Origin of the sequence: Vibrio sp. 3-2(1) (assembly GCF_963887575.1) — a bacterium.
GTDB classification, from domain to species: domain Bacteria; phylum Pseudomonadota; class Gammaproteobacteria; order Enterobacterales; family Vibrionaceae; genus Vibrio; species Vibrio anguillarum.
Genome location: NZ_CAWPGB010000011.1, coordinates 1019018 through 1037772, shown reverse-complemented (window position 1 = coordinate 1037772; position 18755 = coordinate 1019018). Strand labels below are relative to the sequence as shown.

The following is an 18755-nucleotide window of genomic DNA, read 5'->3' as shown; positions in this document are numbered from 1 at the left end:
TTTTTTGTCTGTAGAATTAATTGATAACTTTGACATCCGTCAGTTGCCTTTTTTGCTTCTAAATGTACACTTGTGCGCTCAAAAAGCTTACATGTGTAAGCTACAGGTAAAAAAGATGCCCAATTTAAATTTCCATATCGTAAAAAGAATTCGTGAACAGATTGTCAAAGGTGGCGAGTGCATTGCTCTAAAACACAAAATAGAGAAAGAGTGGCATGGGATCAGCTGGAAGCAATTTGGTCAACGTATTGATGCGATGTCACTTGCACTTTTAACGCAAGGTATAAAAATCCAAGATAAAGTCGGGGTTTTTTCGAATAACATGCCGCAGTGGACAATAGCTGACTTGGCTACTTTGCAGTTAAGAGCCGTTACGGTACCTATTTATCCAACTAATACGCCAGCGCAGGCCAGTTATATTATTCAAGATGCTGATGTCAAAGTGCTCTTTGTCGGTGAACAGGCACAATACGATGCGGCACTGGATTTTTTTGATGAGTGCGAACAGCTTGAATTAATTGTCGCCATGAGTGATGGCATTGATCTAAAAAGTTTTCAACATGGCATCCATTGGCAGACTTTTATTGAACAAAATACAGATGGCCAGCAAGCGGAATTAGAGTCTCGCCTTGAACAGGCGAATATGGATGATCTGCTGACGCTCATCTATACCTCTGGCACCACAGGTCAACCTAAAGGCGTGATGCTTGATTACCGTAATATTGGCGCTCAGCTTGAAGGGCATGATGAGCGGTTAAATATCTCTAAGGATGATGTGTCACTCTGTTTTTTACCATTGTCACACGTGTTTGAACGGGCGTGGACTTTTTACATTCTTTACAGCGGTGCAACTAACTGTTATTTGCAGGATACGATGCAAGTACGTGATGCATTGAGTGAGCTAAAGCCAACGGTAATGTGCGCGGTTCCTCGCTTCTACGAGAAAATTTTCTCCGCTATTCACGAAAAAGTCTCGAAAGCGCCGTTGCATCGAAAAGTGCTATTTACTTGGGCGGTCAATATGGGGGCTAAGATGGCTCTTTGTCACCAAGAAAAGCGCCAACCATCCTTCATGCTGAAAAAGAGTTACGCGTTAGCGGATAAAATCGTGTTGTCTAAATTGCGTGCATTGCTTGGTGGGCGGATTAATTTCATGCCTTGCGGTGGCGCGAAATTAGATGAAACCATCGGCCGATTTTTCCATGCCATTGGCATTAACGTGAAGTTGGGCTATGGCATGACGGAAACCACTGCAACGGTTTCTTGTTGGGATGATCGGTGTTTTAATCCTGATTCAATAGGCATGTCGATGCCAGGAGCTCAGGTCAAAATCGGTGACAACAATGAAATTCTTGTTCGCGGACCAATGGTTATGCGCGGCTACTATAAAATGGCAGAAGAAACGGCGTTAGCATTCGATGAACAAGGTTTTCTCAAAACAGGAGATGCTGGGCACATTGATGAGCAAGGTAATGTCTTCATCACTGATCGTATCAAAGAGCTGATGAAAACCTCCGGTGGTAAATACATTGCGCCACAAGTTATTGAGGGAGCGATTGGTAAAGATCACTTTATTGAACAGATTGCGGTGATTGCTGACACACGTAAATTTGTATCGGCTTTAATTGTACCTTGTTATGACAGCTTGGAGGTTTACGCCAAGGAGCTCAACATCAAATATCATGACAGATTAGATCTTATCAAGAACAACCAAGTGGTTGAGATGCTGGAAAAACGAGTCAATGATTTGCAAAAAGAGCTAGCCAAATTTGAGCAAGTGAAAAAGTTTAAATTATTACCTAAGGCTTTTTCAATGGACAAAGGTGAGCTGACGCCGACTCAGAAACTGCGTAGAAAAGTCATTAGTGATCGTTACCAAGATGAAATCGAGGAAATGTACAAAGAAAAGACTAAAGGTGAGTAAGATTATCTTAAGATAGTTTTTTCATTGTTTAAAAATCCTCCACTTGCTTTTCAGATAAAGCGTGGGGGATTTTTTATATTACGACGGAAGTTAAACCTCGCTTCCTCATAACGCTACATTGCTGCATGGTAATATTTTTTGCTTTATTTTTGCTAATTACTCATGGATTGAGCTGTTTTTAATGCCGGTTTTACGATAGTTACCTAATAAAATTCCATTTAACCAAACATTTGCCAAAGTGTGCGCTATTTGGCGTTCGACCCGATGATAAGAAAGAGTTACAGTTGTTGCGTTACCTTGTTTTTTGTTATGACAAAAGCAAGACATAGCCGAAAGTGGAAAGTTTTCGAATTAGGCTACAAATAAGCCCTAAACTATGTAAAACCAGGCCCATTGACTGACCATGTGTTGGGTACTGGTAAGGAGAAAAAATGGCAACGCAATCCAATCAACAGATGTTATCTGGCGCAGAGATGGTGGTTCAATCTCTGATCGAAGAAGGTGTAGAGCAAATATTTGGATACCCAGGTGGTTCCGTTCTTGATATTTACGATGCGCTGCACGCAAAAACCGACCAAATTAAACATGTCCTTGTTCGCCACGAGCAAGCGGCCACGCACATGGCAGATGGCTATGCTCGAGCAACCGGAAAAACGGGTGTGGTACTTGTTTGTTCTGGCCCAGGGGCGACGAATACCGTCACAGGGATTGCTACCGCTTACATGGACTCAATTCCAATGATTGTTATTTCAGGCAACGTGCCAAATAACCTCATTGGTAACGATGCGTTTCAAGAATGTGACATCGTTGGGGTTTCTCGTCCGATCGTCAAACACAGTTTTCTTGTAAAAAAAGCTGAAGATATTCCTGAAACCATTAAGAAAGCCTTTTATATTGCCTCAACAGGGCGCCCGGGGCCGGTCGTGATCGATCTGCCTAAAGATGTGATGAATCCTCAGATCAAACTCCCTTACACGTATCCTGAGTCGATCAAACTGCGCTCATACAACCCAACTACTTCTGGTCATAAAGGGCAAATTAAAAAGGCGCTAAAAGCGTTGTTAGAAGCCAAAAAACCCGTATTGTACATTGGTGGTGGCGCTGTTATTTCAGGCGCAGATCAGCACATTTTACAACTGGCTGAAACGCTCAATTTACCCGTAGTCAGCACGTTAATGGGGCTTGGTGCTTTCCCTGGGACGCATAAAAATGCGTTAGGCATGCTTGGAATGCATGGCATGTATGAAGCCAATATGGCGATGCACAATGCGGATTTGATTTTCGGTATTGGCGTGCGTTTTGATGACCGTACAACCAATAATCTAGAAAAATATTGCCCTAACGCTAAGATCATGCACATTGACATTGATCCTTCGTCGATCTCTAAAAATGTGCCAGTCGATCTGCCGATAGTGGGATCAGCTGAACAAGTACTGGAAACTATGCTGCAATTGCTCTCTGAGCAAGGTGGCTGTAATGATTCGCAGGCGCTTGAACTATGGTGGCAAGATATCCAAAGCTGGCGCGACCGCCAATGCCTAGCTTATGAGAAATCCAGCGAACGCATTAAGCCGCAGCAAGTGATTGAAACTTTACATAAACTGACTAATGGAGACGCATATGTGGCCTCCGATGTTGGTCAGCACCAAATGTTCGCCGCACTTTATTATCCATTCAATAAGCCTCGTCGTTGGATCAACTCTGGCGGTTTGGGCACCATGGGGTTTGGTTTACCCGCTGGAATGGGGGTTAAATTTGCCATGCCAGAAGAAGAGGTAGTGATTGTCACTGGGGATGGCAGTATTCAAATGAATATCCAAGAGCTTTCCACTGCGTTGCAATATGATATTCCAGTGAAAATTATTAACTTAAACAACCGTTTTCTTGGCATGGTAAAACAGTGGCAAGATATTATTTACCAAGGACGTCACTCTAATTCTTATATGAGTTCTGTTCCCGATTTTGCAGCAATTGCAGAAGCTTATGGCCACGTTGGCATCCGTATCTCACAGCCTGATGAACTTGAAGCCGGGCTTAAAAAAGCACTCGATATGAAAGATCGATTGGTTTTTGTTGATATTAATGTGGATGAAACGGAGCACGTCTACCCAATGCAAATTAAAGGCGAAGGGATGGACAAAATGTGGTTAAGCAAAACGGAGAGAACATAATATGAGACACATTATTTCAATATTAATGGAAAACCAATCGGGTGCTTTGTCTCGCGTTGTTGGTCTATTTTCTCAACGTGGTTATAACATTGAATCACTAACGGTTTCGCCAACCGATGATGCAACATTGTCACGCTTAAACATCACCACTAAGACCGATGAAATGCAACTTGAACAAATTCAAAAGCAACTGCATAAGTTGATTGATGTGCTTAAAGTGCAAGAAGTGTCAGAGTGTGAACACATTGAACGTGAGCTGATGATGGTGAAAGTCAAAGCCAGCGGCTTTGCGCGCGCCGAAGTGAAACGTACGGCTGATATTTTCCGTGGGCAGATCGTAGATGTCACTGCGGCGCAATATACTGTGCAACTTGCTGGAACCAGCGAAAAACTCGATGCCTTTATTCAAGCGTTGTCGGAAGTCACTGAAGTAATCGAAGTCGCGCGAAGTGGCGTGGTAGGTATTGCTCGCGGGGAGCGAGCGCTTAAAGCTTAATTTACCGAGCTCCCTATCGAAATAAGGAAGGCCACATTTTATGTGGCCTTTTTGTCGTTTGGTGCTTTTACTGGAGAAGTGCTTAGTGAAGAATACGCGCACGAATGGTGCCGCTGATGCTTTTCAGCTTAGTAAGAGCTTCCGCAGAGCGAGCGGTTTCTACGTCAATCACTACATAACCGATATCCGCTGACGTTTGTAAATATTGAGCGGCGATATTGATCCCTTCTTCAGCGAAGATGGTGTTGATTTGTGTCAGAATACCCGGACGGTTTTCGTGAATATGCAGTAAACGCGAACTATCACGGTGAATTGGCAGCGATACTTCAGGGAAGTTCACGCTTGATAAGGTTGAGCCGTTATCTGAATATTTTGCCAACTTACCGGCTACTTCAATACCGATATTTTCTTGTGCTTCTTGAGTTGAGCCACCAATGTGCGGTGTCAGAATGACATTATCAAAATGCATCAGTGGGGATTCAAAAGGTTCAGAGTTTGTGGCGGGTTCTTCTGGAAATACATCTATTGCCGCGCCAGCTAGATGGTTTGATGCCAATGCATCGCAGAGTGCGGGAATGTCGACTACCGTTCCGCGTGCTGCGTTGATAAAGATAGAGCCAGGCTTCATGCGTGCAAACTCTTCTTTACCCATCATATTTTTAGTATCTGGAGTTTCAGGCACATGCAGAGAAATGACATCACATTTATTCAGTAGCTCGCTCATGGTATGTATTTGCGTTGCATTACCGAGTGAGAGTTTGTTTTCTATGTCATAGAAATAGACTTGCATACCGAGGTTTTCGGCAATGATACCGAGCTGGGTGCCAATGTGGCCATAGCCAATAATACCTAAGCGTTTACCGCGAGCCTCATAAGAGTTATCAGCACTTTTTTTCCAAATACCACGATGCGCCAATGCATTTTTTTCAGGAATCCCACGCAGTAGTAGCAGTGTTTGGCCTAAAACGAGTTCAGCAACACTGCGAGTATTCGAAAATGGTGCATTAAAGACAGGAATCCCGCGTTTTGCGGCTGCATTCAGGTCAACTTGGTTGGTGCCAATGCAGAAGCAGCCGATAGCAACTAACTTCTCTGCCGCGTTGATTACCGCTTCAGTCAAATTGGTGCGCGAACGAATTCCGATGAAGTGAGCATCTTTCACCGCTTCGAGCAGTTGTTCATCACCCAGAGAACCTTTGTGATACTCAATATTGCTGTAACCGGCAGATTGCAGTACTTCAACCGTTGAAGGGTGTAGCCCTTCGAGGAGTAAGATTTTGATTTTGTCTTTTTCGAGTGAAACTTTGGCCATTATTCTCGTCCTTAAAAATGGGAAGGTGGGCAAACACGGCGCACATAAAGCAAAAGGGCTAATGTAAAGAGGAAGATTAACCATTTTGTTGGAAGACAAACGTTTTCCTTGTGCGTCTTCTGACCAATAAAGTAACAAACTTTTTTTGTTTTGGGTAAGAAAATTACGAAATAAGGCATGATTTTCTAGGGCATAGCGAAGAAAAACGGCACCCATGGGTGCCGTTTGTAATGAAATAACGGAAAGTAGCCTTATTTTGTGACTTACTCTTCGATTTTGGCACCATTTTCCGTGCCAGTGATGACGACATCAGCACCTCGGTGAGCGAATAAACCAACGGTTACTACGCCGACAATCCCATTAATTTTATCTTCTAATGCTTTGGCATCAGTAATTTTTAATCCGTGCACATCCAAGATAACGTTACCGTTATCCGTTATTACGCCATGGCGATAGGCTGGATCACCACCAAGTTTCACCAGTTGACGTGCCACATAAGAGCGCGCCATTGGGATCACTTCAACTGGAAGTGGGAATTGACCTAGAACATCGACCGCTTTTGTACCATCAACGATACAAATGAATTTATCCGCAATCGCGGCAACGATTTTTTCTCGAGTGAGCGCAGCGCCGCCGCCTTTGATCATATCGCGCGCAGGGTTGATTTCATCTGCGCCATCAACATAAATATCGAGTTGATCAACATCATTGCAGTCGAACACTTCAATACCTAGGCCTTTTAGCTTCTCTGTTGAGGCGATAGAACTTGAAACCGCACCCTTAATATCATCTTTAATCGAACCCAGCGCATCAATGAAGTGATTCACCGTTGAACCCGTACCCACACCAACGATGCTGCCTTTTTCTACATATTTGAGTGCGGCCCAGCCGGCGGCTTTTTTCATTTCATCTTGAGTCATGCCAATCTCCTGATATCGATTTATAGTGACGGTAATGTTGCGGGGCGATTATAGCCTCAATAATTTATGATTCCCATTGCCAGATTTGGCTTGGAGTCACTATTTGAGGTAAAGGTATATCCCATGCTTCGCTCGGCAGATGAGTCACTTGTTGGCAATCATGAGCTAAACCTATGGGTAGGGCGCCTTTACCCGTTTTAAACCAAGCTTCTAACGTACGATCATAATAGCCGCCGCCCATCCCGAGCCTTTGCCCTGTTTGATCAAAGGCCACCAATGGTGTGCAGATGATATCTAGCTCATTTACTGGTTTGATCAATGTTTGGTTGAGCTTGGGTTCGGCAATGCCGTATTTATTTCGCCTCATTATGGTTTGAGCATCATAGCGCAAGAACAATAAATTCCCACTCGAGAAGGGGTGTAAAACGGGAAGATAGGTCTGTTTGCCTTGTTGCCATAACCACGCTATGAGCGGTTGTGTTTCTAGCTCACCATCGGTTGCCAAGTAGAGGGCAATGTGCTGACTCGTTAAAACTTCAGGCAGTGTTGAAAAACGAGAGACAAGTTCAATTGAAGCGTGTTTTTGCTGCGTAGGTGATAGCTGTTTACGCCGTTGGCGGATGACTTGACGAAGTGTGTGTCGAGTGTTTTGCATAAGGATACCCCAGAGTGCCGTTGCGGATTTTGGCCCTTGAACCAGCTGGTTCAAGGCGGATCAGCAATGGTAACCGCAGGCTTCTCGGTACGAGCCGAGCTTGCTCAATAGCTACCAAGTACTAACCCTTTGGTGTTGCTTATCGGCTCAGGGACTTAAATCCGGCTGACAAACACTCTAGGGTAAATTTGGTTACGCTGGTAAAGACTACTGCTGTCCTAGCTTCACTTTACTGATGGCATCTTCAAGAGATGCAGCGAGCTGTTCCATGCGCTCGGTTAATTGATTTTGTTGGCCTAGGCTCTCATTGTTTTTGGTTTGCAATTCATAACAAATGTTGAGCGCAGCAATCGTGAGTAGCTTTACCTCATTGGTAACTTTAGTACGCTCTGCCATCTCTTTCAATCGGTTATCAAGATCTTGCGCCGCTTGGATTAAAGACTGCTCTTGTCCCGCAGGGCAATTCACACGAGTCAATTTTCCTAAAATTTCTACGTCTACCGCTTGATTACTCATGATGGATGAACTCTTATCGCGCTGTCTAAGATGGTGCCACTCACATGCCCATCGAGGTGGAAACTATAGGTAAAGCGGCCCTAAGATTCAAGCTTTTCAAAGCGAGCAGTAAAAAATGAGGGACTAAAAACACAGTTATTAGGCAAATTGAGTAAAAGCTACCCACAATTAACGCTTTGAGCATTTTCGCATTGGAAGCTAAGTGGTAGGATCGCGCTTATTTGATTTTATTACGAGCTTCCCATGAGCGAAAAAAAACTACCGGATTATCTTTCTCTTGCCACTGCCCTTCAATCTGCAGCACTTGCGGTTAACCCTGCTGAGTTGCATGGGTTGCTAACGGGCATGCTGGCCGGTGGTCTGGGCTTAAATGATAAGAGCTGGCAGCCACTTATTTTTGATTACACTAACGAAGGTATGGGTTGGCCAGATCGTCCGTTGACATTGGCTGAACAAGTACTCACCTTTACAATCGAAGAGCTCACTGGTAGCGGGATGGAGTTGTCACTACTGTTGCCAGATGAAGAGGCGAGTGCCAGTGTATTTGATTTGGCTGATGGCGTAGCCGACTGGGTAAATCACTTTATTTCTGGGCTTGGCTTGATTGGGGTTGTTTTGAAAAAAGCGTCCGCAGAGACTAAAGAGGCCTTGGCTGATCTAGAAGAAATTGCCAAGCTCGGTATCGATGAAGAGGATGACTTGGATGAGCAAGCTCAACTTTTGGAACACGTCATCGAGCATATAAAAGCTTGTGTGTTAACAATTCATGCTGAATTTGGTATCAAACCTCTACAAGAAACTCAGCCGACCGTGCATTAAAGAGAGATGACTGTGAAGCAATTTGATGTGATTATCGCTGGTGGGGCGATGGCCGGTGCAACACTGGCGTTGGCCTTAGATACGCTTTCTCAAGGAAAGCTTGCGATTGCTGTGGTCGAAGCGCATCCGCTGGATGATAAGCTCGCCCATCCCGGCTTTGATTCGCGTTCAATTGCTTTATCCTACGGTAGCGTACAAATTTTGCAAAATCTCTCCTTGTGGCAGTCGCTGCAAGAGGTCGCCACCCCAATTACACATATTCATGTGTCGGATCGGTCTCATATTGGGATGACCGATATCACTTGTCAGCAACTCGATTTAGAAGCATTAGGTTACGTGGTTGAATTAGCCGATGTTGGGCAGATTTACGCGCAAAAAATGCAGCAGAGCCCGCATATTGAGTTATTTTGCCCAAGCGCGGTTCAGCAAGTGGAACGCAGTATGGATAAGGTCACTGTCACCCTTAACGATCAACGAACGATCCAAGCTAAGTTATTGGTCGCAGCTGATGGGGCTATATCGACCTGCTGCGAGCAAATCGGCCTCATCCAACAAGAGCATGATTTTGAACAGGTCGCGGTTATTGCTAACGTTGTGAGCTCAAAAGCTCATCAAGGACGGGCGTTTGAACGATTTACCGCCGATGGTCCTGTCGCGTTATTACCAATGAGTGATAATCGACTCTCTTTAGTTTGGTGTTTACCTCCCGCGAAAGCCCAGCAAGTTTTTTCACTCAGTGATGAGTTTTTTTTAGCACAGCTTCAAGATGTGTTTGGTTGGCGTTTAGGGCGAATGAATAAAGTGGGCACTCGTGCCTGCTATCCATTACAACTGCGTTATCGAGAGCAGAACATTTCACATCGTTTTGCCATTGTGGGCAATGCCGCTCAGACATTGCATCCGATTGCAGGACAAGGTTTTAACTTAGGTATTCGAGATGTGGCAAGCTTGGCGGATGAGCTTATCAAGCAGCAAGCCGATGTTGGCTGCTATCACGGCTTACAGGCTTTTTCCCAACGCCGAGAAGCGGATCGTGATGCCACCATTAAGCTGACATCATCCCTGGTGCATCTCTTTTCCAATGATTGGCTAACCACTCGTATTGGTCGCAATGTAGGCCTCATGATGATGGATAATTTACCGTGGCTGAAAATGCCGCTACTGCGCCGAACGCTTGGCGTAGTGAATAGATAGAAGGGTCTGTATATGATGCAAGGTGTCGATATTGTCATTGTGGGTGGCGGAATGGTTGGACTTTCACTGGCCGCCGCATTAAAGCATAGCGAACTGCGCATCGCCGTGATTGAGGGCCGAGTACCCAGCCTTGAACTTGCAGAGCTGCCGGATGTGCGAGTCTCCGCCTTAAGCCGTTCCAGTGAAATCATGTTGCGAAACCTTGGTGCATGGCAAGGTATTACTTCTCGTCGCGCTGCGCCTTATTCGGCGATGGAAGTGTGGGAACGCGATAGTTTTGCGCGGATCGAATTTAGTGCCAATCAGATGACTCAGCCGGATCTGGGACACATTGTTGAGAACCGCGTCATTCAATTAGCCTTACTCGAACAAGTACAAAAGCAAGCGAATGTGACACTCTTTATGCCCGCTCAATGCCAATCGCTGGCTGTCGGTGAAAGTGAAGCGTGGCTAACGCTCGATAACGGTCAATCACTCACCGCAAAATTGATAGTAGGAGCCGATGGCGCAAACTCTTGGGTTCGTCAGCAGCAAGACATTCCATTAACCCATTGGGATTATGGACACAGTGCGCTGGTGGCAAATGTCCGCACGGTGGAACCACATCAATCGACGGCAAGGCAAGTGTTTACACCACAAGGTCCGCTGGCCTTTTTACCTATGTCTGATCCTCATATGAGCTCAATCGTTTGGTCTACAGAGCCCAACCGAGCGCAGCGCTTGCTCAGCCTGTCTGAGCTCGAATTCAATAAGATACTGACCGCTGAGTTTGATCATCGTTTAGGTTTGTGTGAGGTGGTCGGTGAACGTGCTGCTTTCCCACTTAAAATGCGTTATGCCCGAGATTTTGCTTTACAACGAATCGCACTCGTTGGTGATGCGGCGCACACCATCCATCCGCTAGCCGGGCAAGGTGTTAATTTAGGTTTACTTGATGCTGCAAGCTTAGCTCAAGAACTACTCGCGTTGTGGCATCAAGGTGAAGATATAGGCTTGCTCAAAAATTTGCGAGGTTATGAACGTTGGCGAAAAACAGAAGCCGCCAAAATGATTGCCGCGATGCAAGGTTTCAAAGATCTTTTTGAGGGTGATAACCCGGCGAAGAAACTGATCCGTGGCATTGGCATGCAGTTGGCTGGACAACTTCCTGGAGCCAAAGATGAGATTATGAAAAGAGCACTGGGTTTAAAAGGTGATTTACCTGATCTTGCCAAGAGTAAAATGGTGCTGCTTGAGCCCTAACAGTGATTAACCTAATGATGGCAAAAGGGCTGGCTTATGGCCAACCCTTTTAAAATTCTTTAATGAAACTCGTATTATGCGTAGGCGCAGCGTAGTCTCATGATTTCCTGATTCACTTCCTTCACCGTCTGAAAGTGGCGCTTGTCTGCGCGCTCTGGCAAGATCAGTTTGCCATTATCGAATTCAAATTTTCCAACCCCGTAAATATAGATTCTTCCTTTAAAAAGCCGACTTACGTGTTTAGCTATCATACCTGGCGTATAGCGCTTAAACAGTCTCATACTTCGATCCTTCTGTTATTCTAACACTGCAAATTATAAATAAATTGCGCCTCTAATAGTGTGATTGCCATAGAGGAATATGCAGTTATTGGTGACTCTTTTGGATATTTGTGCTGCCGTAGGCAAAATGTTGGATAAATACCCATGTTTGCGTGATTATCTCCTCAAAATAGTGCTAACAAAAAATGCTCAGTGCACCATTCACTTGGTGCATATTAAGCACGACAAATATTACACTTTAAAGAATAGCTGTTGTTTATGGAAAGTGTTAAATTTTGGTTAAGAATAGCCTAAAAAAAAGCCCGCTTAAATAATAGGCGGGCGAATAGTCACAGATGCATTACACAAAAAGTGGATGTCCTGAAACAATCAGTGGATTCACTTTTTTGCTGGGCAGGACAACTTTTCGTTTGCCCTGACCAGCATTGTTAAGAGTACGTCAAAATAAACCTGATGACTATTTATGTTTCAATAATGACTAAAAATTCACCTCTAATGTTGTGTGATTTAGAGAGCGATCACGTGCCAATGTAATGGATTACATTATTGCATTCTTTTTCCTGAAATTTATTCGAGATAGACGAGTGTTACAAAGCATACGCCTCGTAAAGAGGCGCATGGTCAATATAAGGAAGAAGCTTATTCGTCAGTAAGAGAGTAAGGGAGAGCTTGCATAAACCAACGAGTGTTTGGTTGGCTAGCAAGACGAAACTCAGTTTCTGGCTCGAGATTGTTTGGTAAGACTATTGAACCGATAGCGGTATTATCAGCAAACGTGTAGTGAACCATTAATTGCCCAGCACTACGCCAGTTTTCTCCAACTGAGCGTTCGATCATGATTGGTTGATCATTATTTAGCGGTTGCTCAATGTTGCCTTGAAGGATGTACATTGCACGCTTATTAATACCTCGATATTTAGCGCGAGCGACGGTTTCTTGACCTGTATAACACCCTTTATTAAAGCTGATACCATTAAAGGCCTGAAGATTAACGGCTTGCGGTATGTGCTCATTTTGATCCGCTTGACCAAGGACGGGGACTGCTTCTTCGATATCAAAGCGAGTCCACGTTTCCTCGGTGACTTTCAGAGCTTCACTTTGCGTCATGAGCTGTTGCGCGGTTTGCTCTGAAACAAGTAATAGCCAACGTTGGGATGAAATTTTGATGGCGCTACCGCCGTCAATCAAACGCACTTCACCTTCATCCGCCGTTAATGTATTGATATATTGCTCAGCTTGTTCGCCCATAACACCCAGAGCGATGTCTTGGCTCTGGCTGATATTGACCTTAGAAAAAATAGCGTATTTTTTCAGCTCTCTTAATTCAGCCTCTATTGCTGATAAAGGCTGGAACATCGCATAACCATCGTGATGGTGGAACAGGCGAAAGACGGACCACACTTTGCCTTTCGCATCACAATGGGCACCTAAGGTTGACTGTGTTGGTTCAAGAGTGACGACATTACAGGTCACTTGGCCTTGCAAATAGGCTTTTTTATCATTGCCTGAAATGATGATAGTGCCCCAGGATGCAAGATGAGTCAGCATCAGTGGTGGAAGTGAGTCATTGGCGGTTACTGCGAGAGGTGTCAATGTGTTTTGCCAGTCCATAGTCGTTACCTAAAGAGAATCTTGAGCCCCATGTTAATCCGGAAATTTTTTTTTGTCAGCTTGAACAGGGACTGTGACTCATCTACTAGTTGTATCTTCATCCAGTTGATACACTCAACGCAAATAAACATAAGGTGAGGAAAACCGATGTACACCACTGAAGAAAAAGCAAGAATCAAGTGGGCATGCCGTCGTGGAATGTTAGAGCTCGATGTGGTTGTGATGCCGTTCTTTGAAGAGTGCTTTGATTCTCTGAATGAAAATGAGCAACGAGATTTCGTTTCCCTACTTGAGTCTGACGACCCTGATCTATTTACTTGGATCATGGGGCATGGTCGTAGCGAAAATCTTGGGCATGCGGCCATGGTGGATAAAATTGTTGCCCACAACCTCAGCAAAGTGCGTTAATTTCGTATTATTTCCTTCCCATTTTGCCCGCATTACTAACTTCATTTTTTTGATGATAGCCGTGTGGGCATTATTGATATCGCCGATTCCACTTGTAACGCTCCCCTTATTTTACGCACCTCTTATCACGGCGCAAAAGAGTACCTCACTGTTAGTCCCTAGCTTAATCGGCCAATTCAAGCTCACGAGTCACGGTGAGTGGCAATGTGCCGACCAGAACCTGTCCATTGAAAAGGTTTCTACACAGTTTGCGTTTATGGTGTTGATCATTTATGCACAACAAGGTAAGCGCTATCTGTTGTGGCGCGACAGTTGTGTGGAAGCGGATTATCGCCGCTTATTGGTGCAGCTTCGGCAGGTTACCCATAACCAATCACCAACAATAAAGGAGCGATAAACGCTCCTTTATTCATTCGGTCAACTTGACGCTAACAGATGATCGTTGGCGAGCTTACTCGTCTGGCGTTAAGATCGTTGGACCACTATTTTCGGCTAACTCTGGATAATCGAGCGTGTAGTGCAAACCGCGGCTCTCTTTGCGTTGCATAGCACAACGCACCATCAACTCTGCCACTTGCAGTAAGTTACGCAGCTCAAGCAGGTTATTTGAAACGCGGAAATAACTATAGTATTCGTGGGTTTCTTGTTGCAGTAATTGAATGCGGCGTAGTGCTCGCTCTAAGCGCTTATCTGTGCGGACAATCCCCATGTAATCCCACATAAATAGGCGCAGTTCATGCCAGTTATGTTGGATTACGACCTCTTCATCAGAGTTATTGACCTTACTTTCATCCCAACCGGGTAAGCTTGGTGGGAGCTGAGCCGTTGGTAATCCTTTTAAAATATCCTTTGCCGCTGACCAGGCATAAACGACGCATTCTAATAGAGAGTTCGACGCCATTCGGTTAGCACCGTGCAAACCGGTGTAGCTAACTTCTCCGATCGCATACAGGTTATGCAGATCCGTTTTACCTTGTTTATTGACAATAACGCCACCACAAGTGTAGTGCGCCGCAGGAACAATCGGAATCGGCTCTTTGGTCATATCAATGCCCAAATCCATCAAGCGTGTATAAATGGTTGGGAAATGTTTTTCAATAAAATCGGCCGGTTTGTGGCTGATGTCCAGATACATACAATCAGCACCTAAACGCTTCATCTCATAGTCGATGGCGCGAGCCACGATATCACGAGGAGCCAGTTCGGCACGTTCATCAAAATCGAGCATGAATCGTGAACCGTCTGGGCGTCTTAAAAAAGCGCCTTCTCCACGTAGTGCTTCTGTCAGTAGGAAATTACGTGCTTCAGGGTGGAAAAGACAAGTTGGATGGAATTGATTGAACTCAAGGTTCGCCACTCGGCATCCTGCACGCCACGCCATTGCGATACCATCACCTGAGGAAACATCAGGGTTAGAGGTATATTGATACACTTTTGAGGCGCCGCCCGTGGCTAAAACGACAAACTTAGCGCGGATCGTTTCAACGTGTTCCTCATTGCGGTTCCAAATATAAGCGCCAACCACTCTTTTTTTATCACCACCGATTTTATCTTCGGTGATTAAATCCAGTGCATTGTGACGTTCAAGGATAGTAATGTTGGGGTGATTATGAACATTGTCTTGCAAGGAGGTTTGCATTGCCATGCCAGTGGCATCAGCCGCGTGCAAGATGCGGCGATGACTATGGCCGCCTTCACGAGTTAAGTGATAGCGAGGTGCTTCATCACTGTCATTCTCTTCTCTGTCAAAAGGAACGCCGCCATCGATAAGCCACTGAACACACTCTTTAGCATGCTCGGCTATGAAACGGACAGTATCCTCTTCACAGATCCCTGCGCCCGCAATTTGAGTGTCTTCGACGTGTGACTCAATACTGTCTGATTCGTCAAAAACAGCGGCAATCCCCCCTTGGGCGTAATAAGTGGCACCTTCACTGCGTGGTCCCTTACTCAGTACAATGACTTTACTGTGTTTTGCTACGCGTAGTGCGAGCGATAAACCCGCTGCGCCACTGCCTACGACTAATACATCGCATAGATGTTCACGGTTTGCGTTCATAAAACTTTTAAATTCCCGAACTAGAGTAGAGTTGTCCAACTCTCATTTTAAATATGCATTGCATGTATCTATACTCTTGAAGTGATTCAGCCGCAAGGTTTATCCACTAACGGTATCGCTATGGCTTCAAGCCAATAGCAGTAGAGAAAGATTTGATGCAATACTTTGTAAATGCCATTGTCTTTCGTCTTATCGACCCTCACTATATTGGGGATCCCCTATAGTGAAATTAGATCACATTTATTGAATAATGCTTGGCAAATATTTTTAGACAGAATGGAACTTTCTATTCTCCCTTGAGTCACAATAGTGCTCATGTAAGCGGTGGTGTCAATACTACATTTTGCATAATGAATGCCCATATCTGAGAAGGTAAGGGGAATAACAATAGGAGTACAGGCTCGAATGAACGAGCAGCTGACCGATCAAGTATTGATTGAGCGAGTTCAGAGTGGAGATAAGCAAGCATTTAACCTTTTGGTTTTAAGGTACCAAAATAAAGTCTGCAACCTTATTTCTCGGTATGTGAGCAATTCCGGAGATGTAGCCGATGTCGCACAAGAAGCGTTCATCAAAGCGTATCGGGCTATCCCAAGTTTTCGCGGAGAGAGTGCCTTTTACACTTGGCTATACCGTATTGCTGTTAATACCGCTAAGAATCACATTGTAGCCCAAAGTCGTAGACCGCCCGCTAGCGATGTTGATGCTGAAGATGCTGAATATTACGAAAGTGGCAACGCATTAAAAGAAATATCGAACCCTGAGAACATTACGTTGTCGAAAGAATTGCAGCGGGTCGTTTTTGGTGCGATAGAAGCGTTGCCTGAAGATTTGAAAACTGCGATGACCTTGCGTGAACTGGATGGTTTAAGTTACGAGGAAATAGCAGAAGTCATGGATTGTCCTGTAGGAACGGTGCGTTCTCGCATCTTCCGTGCTCGTGAAGCGGTAGAAAAGAAGATTAAACCTCTTTTATAGCGCTCAAACTGGTAACGAAAATGGTGAATAAATAATGGCTGACAAAGAAAGACTTTCAGCACTCATGGATGGGGAAATGGTCGATAAAGCGCTCATTCAAGAATTAGAGCTCGACCAAGAAAGTTTGCAAACGTGGAAAAATTACCATTTGGTTGGTGATGTGATGCGTGGAGATGCCCCAGTCCGAGCTGAGTGGGATATTGCACAGAGCGTTGCATTAGCATTGGATGACGAACCCGCACACAGTCGTTTACAATCTGCTTCGGTTATTGATTTTCGTGATGCAAGCCGTGAATCTCAGCCGACGCCAGCTCAAGCTCGTCGGCAGTTACCGGCTTGGCTTTCCCAATTTGGCCAGGTTGCGGTTGCTGCGTGTGTGTCGTTTGTGGTGATTTTAGGTGTTCAACAATACGGTGGCCGTGATTCAGGAGTGAATCAAAACGACCAATTACCCGTACTGCAAACCATTCCGTTGGCTGGCAGCGCAGAGCCAGTGAGCTTAACGCGTGATTCAGTAGAGCGCCAAACCAGCGAAAGCCGCGTGCAAGAACAACGTCGCCGCGTAAACGCATTATTGCAAGACTACGAGCTGCAACTTCGCCTGAACAGTGAAAGTGCAAGCCCACATAACGATGTACTTGAATCGGTAGTTGAATGAATAAATTCCTGATCAGTGCACTGGCGCTGTTCAGTTTGAACTCTACATTAGCCTTTGCAGAAGACCAACCTGCAGAGGCTTTGTTGCTTCAAATGAACGAGGCCAGTCAGCATTTAAATTATGAGCTGTCTTACATTCTGATTAAGAAAAACAGCATCGATCCACTGCTGTATCGTCATGCAAGTCAAGGCGATCAGCAATTTGCGCATCTCGTTTATCTCAGCGGCCCGATCCGTGAAGTGATTCGCCGTGGCAATGAAGTGAGTTACATTGAACCTGGGGTAGAACCGTTCACCATTGAGTCAAGCACTATGGTTGCGCCGACGATTCCGATGCTAACCAGCAATGTCACTGAATTAGGCCGTTACTACGATTTCGTCAAAGTTGGCCGTGCACGTGAAGCGGGTACGGCTTGCCAAGTGGTGCGAGTGGTGCCGAAAGATGGCTTACGCTATTCCTATATTTTGTGGGTAGATGAAACCAGTAACTTGCCATTGCGAGCTGATTTAGTCGATCGCGACGGCGAGGTGCTTGAGCAATATCGCACTATCTCTTACGCCATTAGCGACAAATTAGCGCAGGCGATGCAAGGGCTAAATGACGTTGAGTTACCCGAAGTATTAACGTTACCGAAAGGCAACCTTACGGAAAGTTTTTGGCAAGTGAGTTGGAAACCTGAAGGCTTTGAACCCAAAGAGCTTAACCGTTATCGTATGGCGATTACTGAGCGTTTGGTAGAGAGCCAGATGTTCAGTGATGGGCTATTTAGTTTTTCTGTCTATATTTCCGATAGTGACAACCATTCGCTGAAAGGCCAACTGGTTCGTCAAGGCCGCCGTACCCTGCATAGTGTGGTGAAAGGAAACAATGAAATCTCAGTGGTCGGTGATATTCCACCGGCAACGGCGCAGCGCATTGCTCAATCGGTGACGTTTGTCCAGCCTGCGGCGCCCTCAACAGAGGCAACCAAACCATGATGACGGCGTTAGCAACAGTCACCGCTGTTCAACCTGATGCTAAAGGGTTTCACGTTGAACTCAGTTGTCAGCAGCAGACCAGTTGCAGCAGTTGTTCGTCCTCCAAAAGCTGTGGCACAGGGATCGTATCGAAAGCGATTGGTAACAAAGCGCTGTTATGGCAACTCGATACGAAAAAACCAGTAAAGCAAGGCCAGACGGTTGAAATCGGTTTCCCCGAAAAAAGCTTGCTTCAATCGGCAGCCTTAGTGTATTTGGTGCCGCTTTTTATGATGATGTTTGGCGCTTGGCTGGGTGAGAGCCTCTTGGCCCCTTGGCTCGGTTTAGGTGAGGGCATCGTGATCATCACGGCCGCTGTTTTTATCGCGCTGGGGATCGGAATTGCCAAACGTTGCTCTGTGGTTCTTGAAAAACGATCGCAGCAAGAGGTGGTTTTGGTCCGAGTCCTTGGTGAACCTATCGCCTAATTTATGATGCGAACCCTACCGAAATTGGGTAGAATCGGCCAACTTTATGGAAACGCCGCTTGATGTG

Annotated in this window: 19 protein-coding genes and 1 other RNA gene; 12 read left to right on the top strand and 8 right to left on the bottom strand. The window is 45.2% G+C overall.

Annotated elements, in window-relative coordinates:
• Positions 1-115 precede the first annotated feature (115 nt).
• The 3 genes from AACQ79_RS07365 to ilvN all read left to right on the top strand — a co-directional run bounded on the left by AACQ79_RS07365 (position 116) and on the right by ilvN (position 4591).
• Positions 116-1924: an AMP-dependent synthetase/ligase gene (locus AACQ79_RS07365; RefSeq protein WP_029189879.1), complete on the top strand. Its 1809-nt coding sequence runs from the start codon at positions 116-118 to the stop codon at positions 1922-1924.
• 431 nt (positions 1925-2355) lie between these two features.
• On the top strand, positions 2356-4095 hold the full coding sequence (locus tag AACQ79_RS07360; protein ID WP_013856017.1) for an acetolactate synthase 3 large subunit: 1740 nt from the start codon (positions 2356-2358) through the stop codon (positions 4093-4095).
• Position 4096: 1 nt separating this feature from the next.
• Complete coding sequence (gene ilvN, locus AACQ79_RS07355) at positions 4097-4591, top strand: acetolactate synthase small subunit (protein ID WP_010319822.1); 495 nt, start codon at positions 4097-4099, stop codon at positions 4589-4591.
• 82 nt (positions 4592-4673) lie between these two features.
• Here ilvN and serA read toward each other — a convergent pair whose 3' ends face one another.
• The 5 genes from serA to AACQ79_RS07330 all read right to left on the bottom strand — a co-directional run bounded on the left by serA (position 4674) and on the right by AACQ79_RS07330 (position 7994).
• Entirely contained in the window at positions 4674-5903 is a 1230-nt protein-coding gene (gene serA / locus AACQ79_RS07350; protein WP_026028313.1) for a phosphoglycerate dehydrogenase, read from the bottom strand.
• Positions 5904-6166: 263 nt separating this feature from the next.
• Positions 6167-6823, bottom strand: a complete 657-nt coding sequence (rpiA, locus tag AACQ79_RS07345) for a ribose-5-phosphate isomerase RpiA (protein ID WP_010319820.1) — start codon at positions 6821-6823, stop codon at positions 6167-6169.
• 64 nt (positions 6824-6887) lie between these two features.
• Positions 6888-7478 (bottom strand): 5-formyltetrahydrofolate cyclo-ligase, encoded by a 591-nt coding sequence (locus tag AACQ79_RS07340; protein WP_170898887.1) that lies wholly within the window; start codon positions 7476-7478, stop codon positions 6888-6890.
• A 2-nt stretch (positions 7479-7480) separates the two neighbouring features.
• Positions 7481-7665: non-coding RNA, 6S RNA (gene ssrS, locus AACQ79_RS07335), on the bottom strand.
• 20 nt (positions 7666-7685) lie between these two features.
• A complete protein-coding gene (locus AACQ79_RS07330) occupies positions 7686-7994 on the bottom strand; it encodes a cell division protein ZapA (protein WP_010319818.1) in 309 nt (102 codons plus the stop codon).
• A 243-nt stretch (positions 7995-8237) separates the two neighbouring features.
• Here AACQ79_RS07330 and AACQ79_RS07325 point away from each other — a divergent pair, with 243 nt between their 5' ends.
• Genes AACQ79_RS07325 through AACQ79_RS07315 form a run of 3 tightly spaced genes read left to right on the top strand, consistent with a single transcriptional unit; the run spans position 8238 to position 11249 of the window.
• Positions 8238-8813: a YecA/YgfB family protein gene (locus AACQ79_RS07325; RefSeq protein ID WP_017046479.1), complete on the top strand. Its 576-nt coding sequence runs from the start codon at positions 8238-8240 to the stop codon at positions 8811-8813.
• 12 nt (positions 8814-8825) lie between these two features.
• A complete protein-coding gene (ubiH, locus tag AACQ79_RS07320) occupies positions 8826-10007 on the top strand; it encodes a 2-octaprenyl-6-methoxyphenyl hydroxylase (protein ID WP_170898886.1) in 1182 nt (393 codons plus the stop codon).
• Positions 10008-10019: 12 nt separating this feature from the next.
• Positions 10020-11249 carry an FAD-dependent 2-octaprenylphenol hydroxylase gene (locus AACQ79_RS07315; protein WP_170898885.1) on the top strand — a complete coding sequence of 410 codons (1230 nt, stop codon included), beginning with the start codon at positions 10020-10022 and terminating at the stop codon, positions 11247-11249.
• A gap of 74 nt (positions 11250-11323) precedes the next feature.
• On the opposite strand, the gene AACQ79_RS07310 is transcribed toward AACQ79_RS07315, so the two are convergent.
• Positions 11324-11530 (bottom strand): DUF1107 domain-containing protein, encoded by a 207-nt coding sequence (locus AACQ79_RS07310; protein ID WP_010319814.1) that lies wholly within the window; start codon positions 11528-11530, stop codon positions 11324-11326.
• 639 nt (positions 11531-12169) lie between these two features.
• Entirely contained in the window at positions 12170-13141 is a 972-nt protein-coding gene (ygfZ, locus tag AACQ79_RS07305) for a tRNA-modifying protein YgfZ (protein WP_170898884.1), read from the bottom strand.
• Positions 13142-13288: 147 nt separating this feature from the next.
• Here ygfZ and AACQ79_RS07300 point away from each other — a divergent pair, with 147 nt between their 5' ends.
• Both AACQ79_RS07300 and AACQ79_RS07295 read left to right on the top strand, forming a co-directional pair.
• Positions 13289-13549, top strand: coding sequence for an FAD assembly factor SdhE (locus AACQ79_RS07300; RefSeq protein WP_010319812.1), 261 nt, complete (start codon positions 13289-13291; stop codon positions 13547-13549).
• A complete protein-coding gene (locus AACQ79_RS07295; RefSeq protein WP_339366643.1) occupies positions 13473-13946 on the top strand; it encodes a protein YgfX in 474 nt (157 codons plus the stop codon). Before AACQ79_RS07300 ends, AACQ79_RS07295 begins: the two co-directional genes overlap by 77 nt.
• Positions 13947-14000: 54 nt before the next feature.
• Here the strand turns inward: AACQ79_RS07295 and nadB are convergent, their stop codons facing one another.
• On the bottom strand, positions 14001-15608 hold the full coding sequence (gene nadB / locus AACQ79_RS07290) for an L-aspartate oxidase (protein ID WP_029189883.1): 1608 nt from the start codon (positions 15606-15608) through the stop codon (positions 14001-14003).
• A 405-nt stretch (positions 15609-16013) separates the two neighbouring features.
• Between nadB and rpoE the strand changes: the two genes are divergently transcribed.
• The 4 genes from rpoE to AACQ79_RS07270 are packed head-to-tail and all read left to right on the top strand — an operon-like array spanning position 16014 to position 18688.
• A complete protein-coding gene (rpoE, locus tag AACQ79_RS07285) occupies positions 16014-16586 on the top strand; it encodes an RNA polymerase sigma factor RpoE (protein ID WP_026027282.1) in 573 nt (190 codons plus the stop codon).
• 34 nt (positions 16587-16620) lie between these two features.
• A complete protein-coding gene (locus AACQ79_RS07280; RefSeq protein ID WP_017046484.1) occupies positions 16621-17244 on the top strand; it encodes a sigma-E factor negative regulatory protein in 624 nt (207 codons plus the stop codon).
• Entirely contained in the window at positions 17241-18221 is a 981-nt protein-coding gene (gene rseB / locus AACQ79_RS07275; protein ID WP_017042688.1) for a sigma-E factor regulatory protein RseB, read from the top strand. The genes AACQ79_RS07280 and rseB overlap by 4 nt, the downstream gene beginning before the upstream one ends.
• Positions 18218-18688, top strand: coding sequence for a SoxR reducing system RseC family protein (locus tag AACQ79_RS07270; protein WP_017046485.1), 471 nt, complete (start codon positions 18218-18220; stop codon positions 18686-18688). The genes rseB and AACQ79_RS07270 overlap by 4 nt, the downstream gene beginning before the upstream one ends.
• Positions 18689-18755 lie beyond the last annotated feature (67 nt).

Excerpts from the sequence above, each read along its gene's own strand:
- AACQ79_RS07365 (WP_029189879.1), top strand. The coding sequence starts at position 116 with ATGCCCAATTTAAATTTCCATATCGTAAAAAGAATTCGTGAACAGATT.
- AACQ79_RS07360 (WP_013856017.1), top strand. The coding sequence starts at position 2,356 with ATGGCAACGCAATCCAATCAACAGATGTTATCTGGCGCAGAGATGGTG.
- ilvN (WP_010319822.1), top strand. The coding sequence starts at position 4,097 with ATGAGACACATTATTTCAATATTAATGGAAAACCAATCGGGTGCTTTG.
- serA (WP_026028313.1), bottom strand. The coding sequence starts at position 5,903 with ATGGCCAAAGTTTCACTCGAAAAAGACAAAATCAAAATCTTACTCCTC.
- rpiA (WP_010319820.1), bottom strand. The coding sequence starts at position 6,823 with ATGACTCAAGATGAAATGAAAAAAGCCGCCGGCTGGGCCGCACTCAAA.
- AACQ79_RS07340 (WP_170898887.1), bottom strand. The coding sequence starts at position 7,478 with ATGCAAAACACTCGACACACACTTCGTCAAGTCATCCGCCAACGGCGT.
- AACQ79_RS07330 (WP_010319818.1), bottom strand. The coding sequence starts at position 7,994 with ATGAGTAATCAAGCGGTAGACGTAGAAATTTTAGGAAAATTGACTCGT.
- AACQ79_RS07325 (WP_017046479.1), top strand. The coding sequence starts at position 8,238 with ATGAGCGAAAAAAAACTACCGGATTATCTTTCTCTTGCCACTGCCCTT.
- AACQ79_RS07315 (WP_170898885.1), top strand. The coding sequence starts at position 10,020 with ATGATGCAAGGTGTCGATATTGTCATTGTGGGTGGCGGAATGGTTGGA.
- AACQ79_RS07310 (WP_010319814.1), bottom strand. The coding sequence starts at position 11,530 with ATGAGACTGTTTAAGCGCTATACGCCAGGTATGATAGCTAAACACGTA.
- ygfZ (WP_170898884.1), bottom strand. The coding sequence starts at position 13,141 with ATGGACTGGCAAAACACATTGACACCTCTCGCAGTAACCGCCAATGAC.
- AACQ79_RS07300 (WP_010319812.1), top strand. The coding sequence starts at position 13,289 with ATGTACACCACTGAAGAAAAAGCAAGAATCAAGTGGGCATGCCGTCGT.
- AACQ79_RS07295 (WP_339366643.1), top strand. The coding sequence starts at position 13,473 with ATGGTCGTAGCGAAAATCTTGGGCATGCGGCCATGGTGGATAAAATTG.
- nadB (WP_029189883.1), bottom strand. The coding sequence starts at position 15,608 with ATGAACGCAAACCGTGAACATCTATGCGATGTATTAGTCGTAGGCAGT.
- rpoE (WP_026027282.1), top strand. The coding sequence starts at position 16,014 with ATGAACGAGCAGCTGACCGATCAAGTATTGATTGAGCGAGTTCAGAGT.
- AACQ79_RS07280 (WP_017046484.1), top strand. The coding sequence starts at position 16,621 with ATGGCTGACAAAGAAAGACTTTCAGCACTCATGGATGGGGAAATGGTC.
- rseB (WP_017042688.1), top strand. The coding sequence starts at position 17,241 with ATGAATAAATTCCTGATCAGTGCACTGGCGCTGTTCAGTTTGAACTCT.
- AACQ79_RS07270 (WP_017046485.1), top strand. The coding sequence starts at position 18,218 with ATGATGACGGCGTTAGCAACAGTCACCGCTGTTCAACCTGATGCTAAA.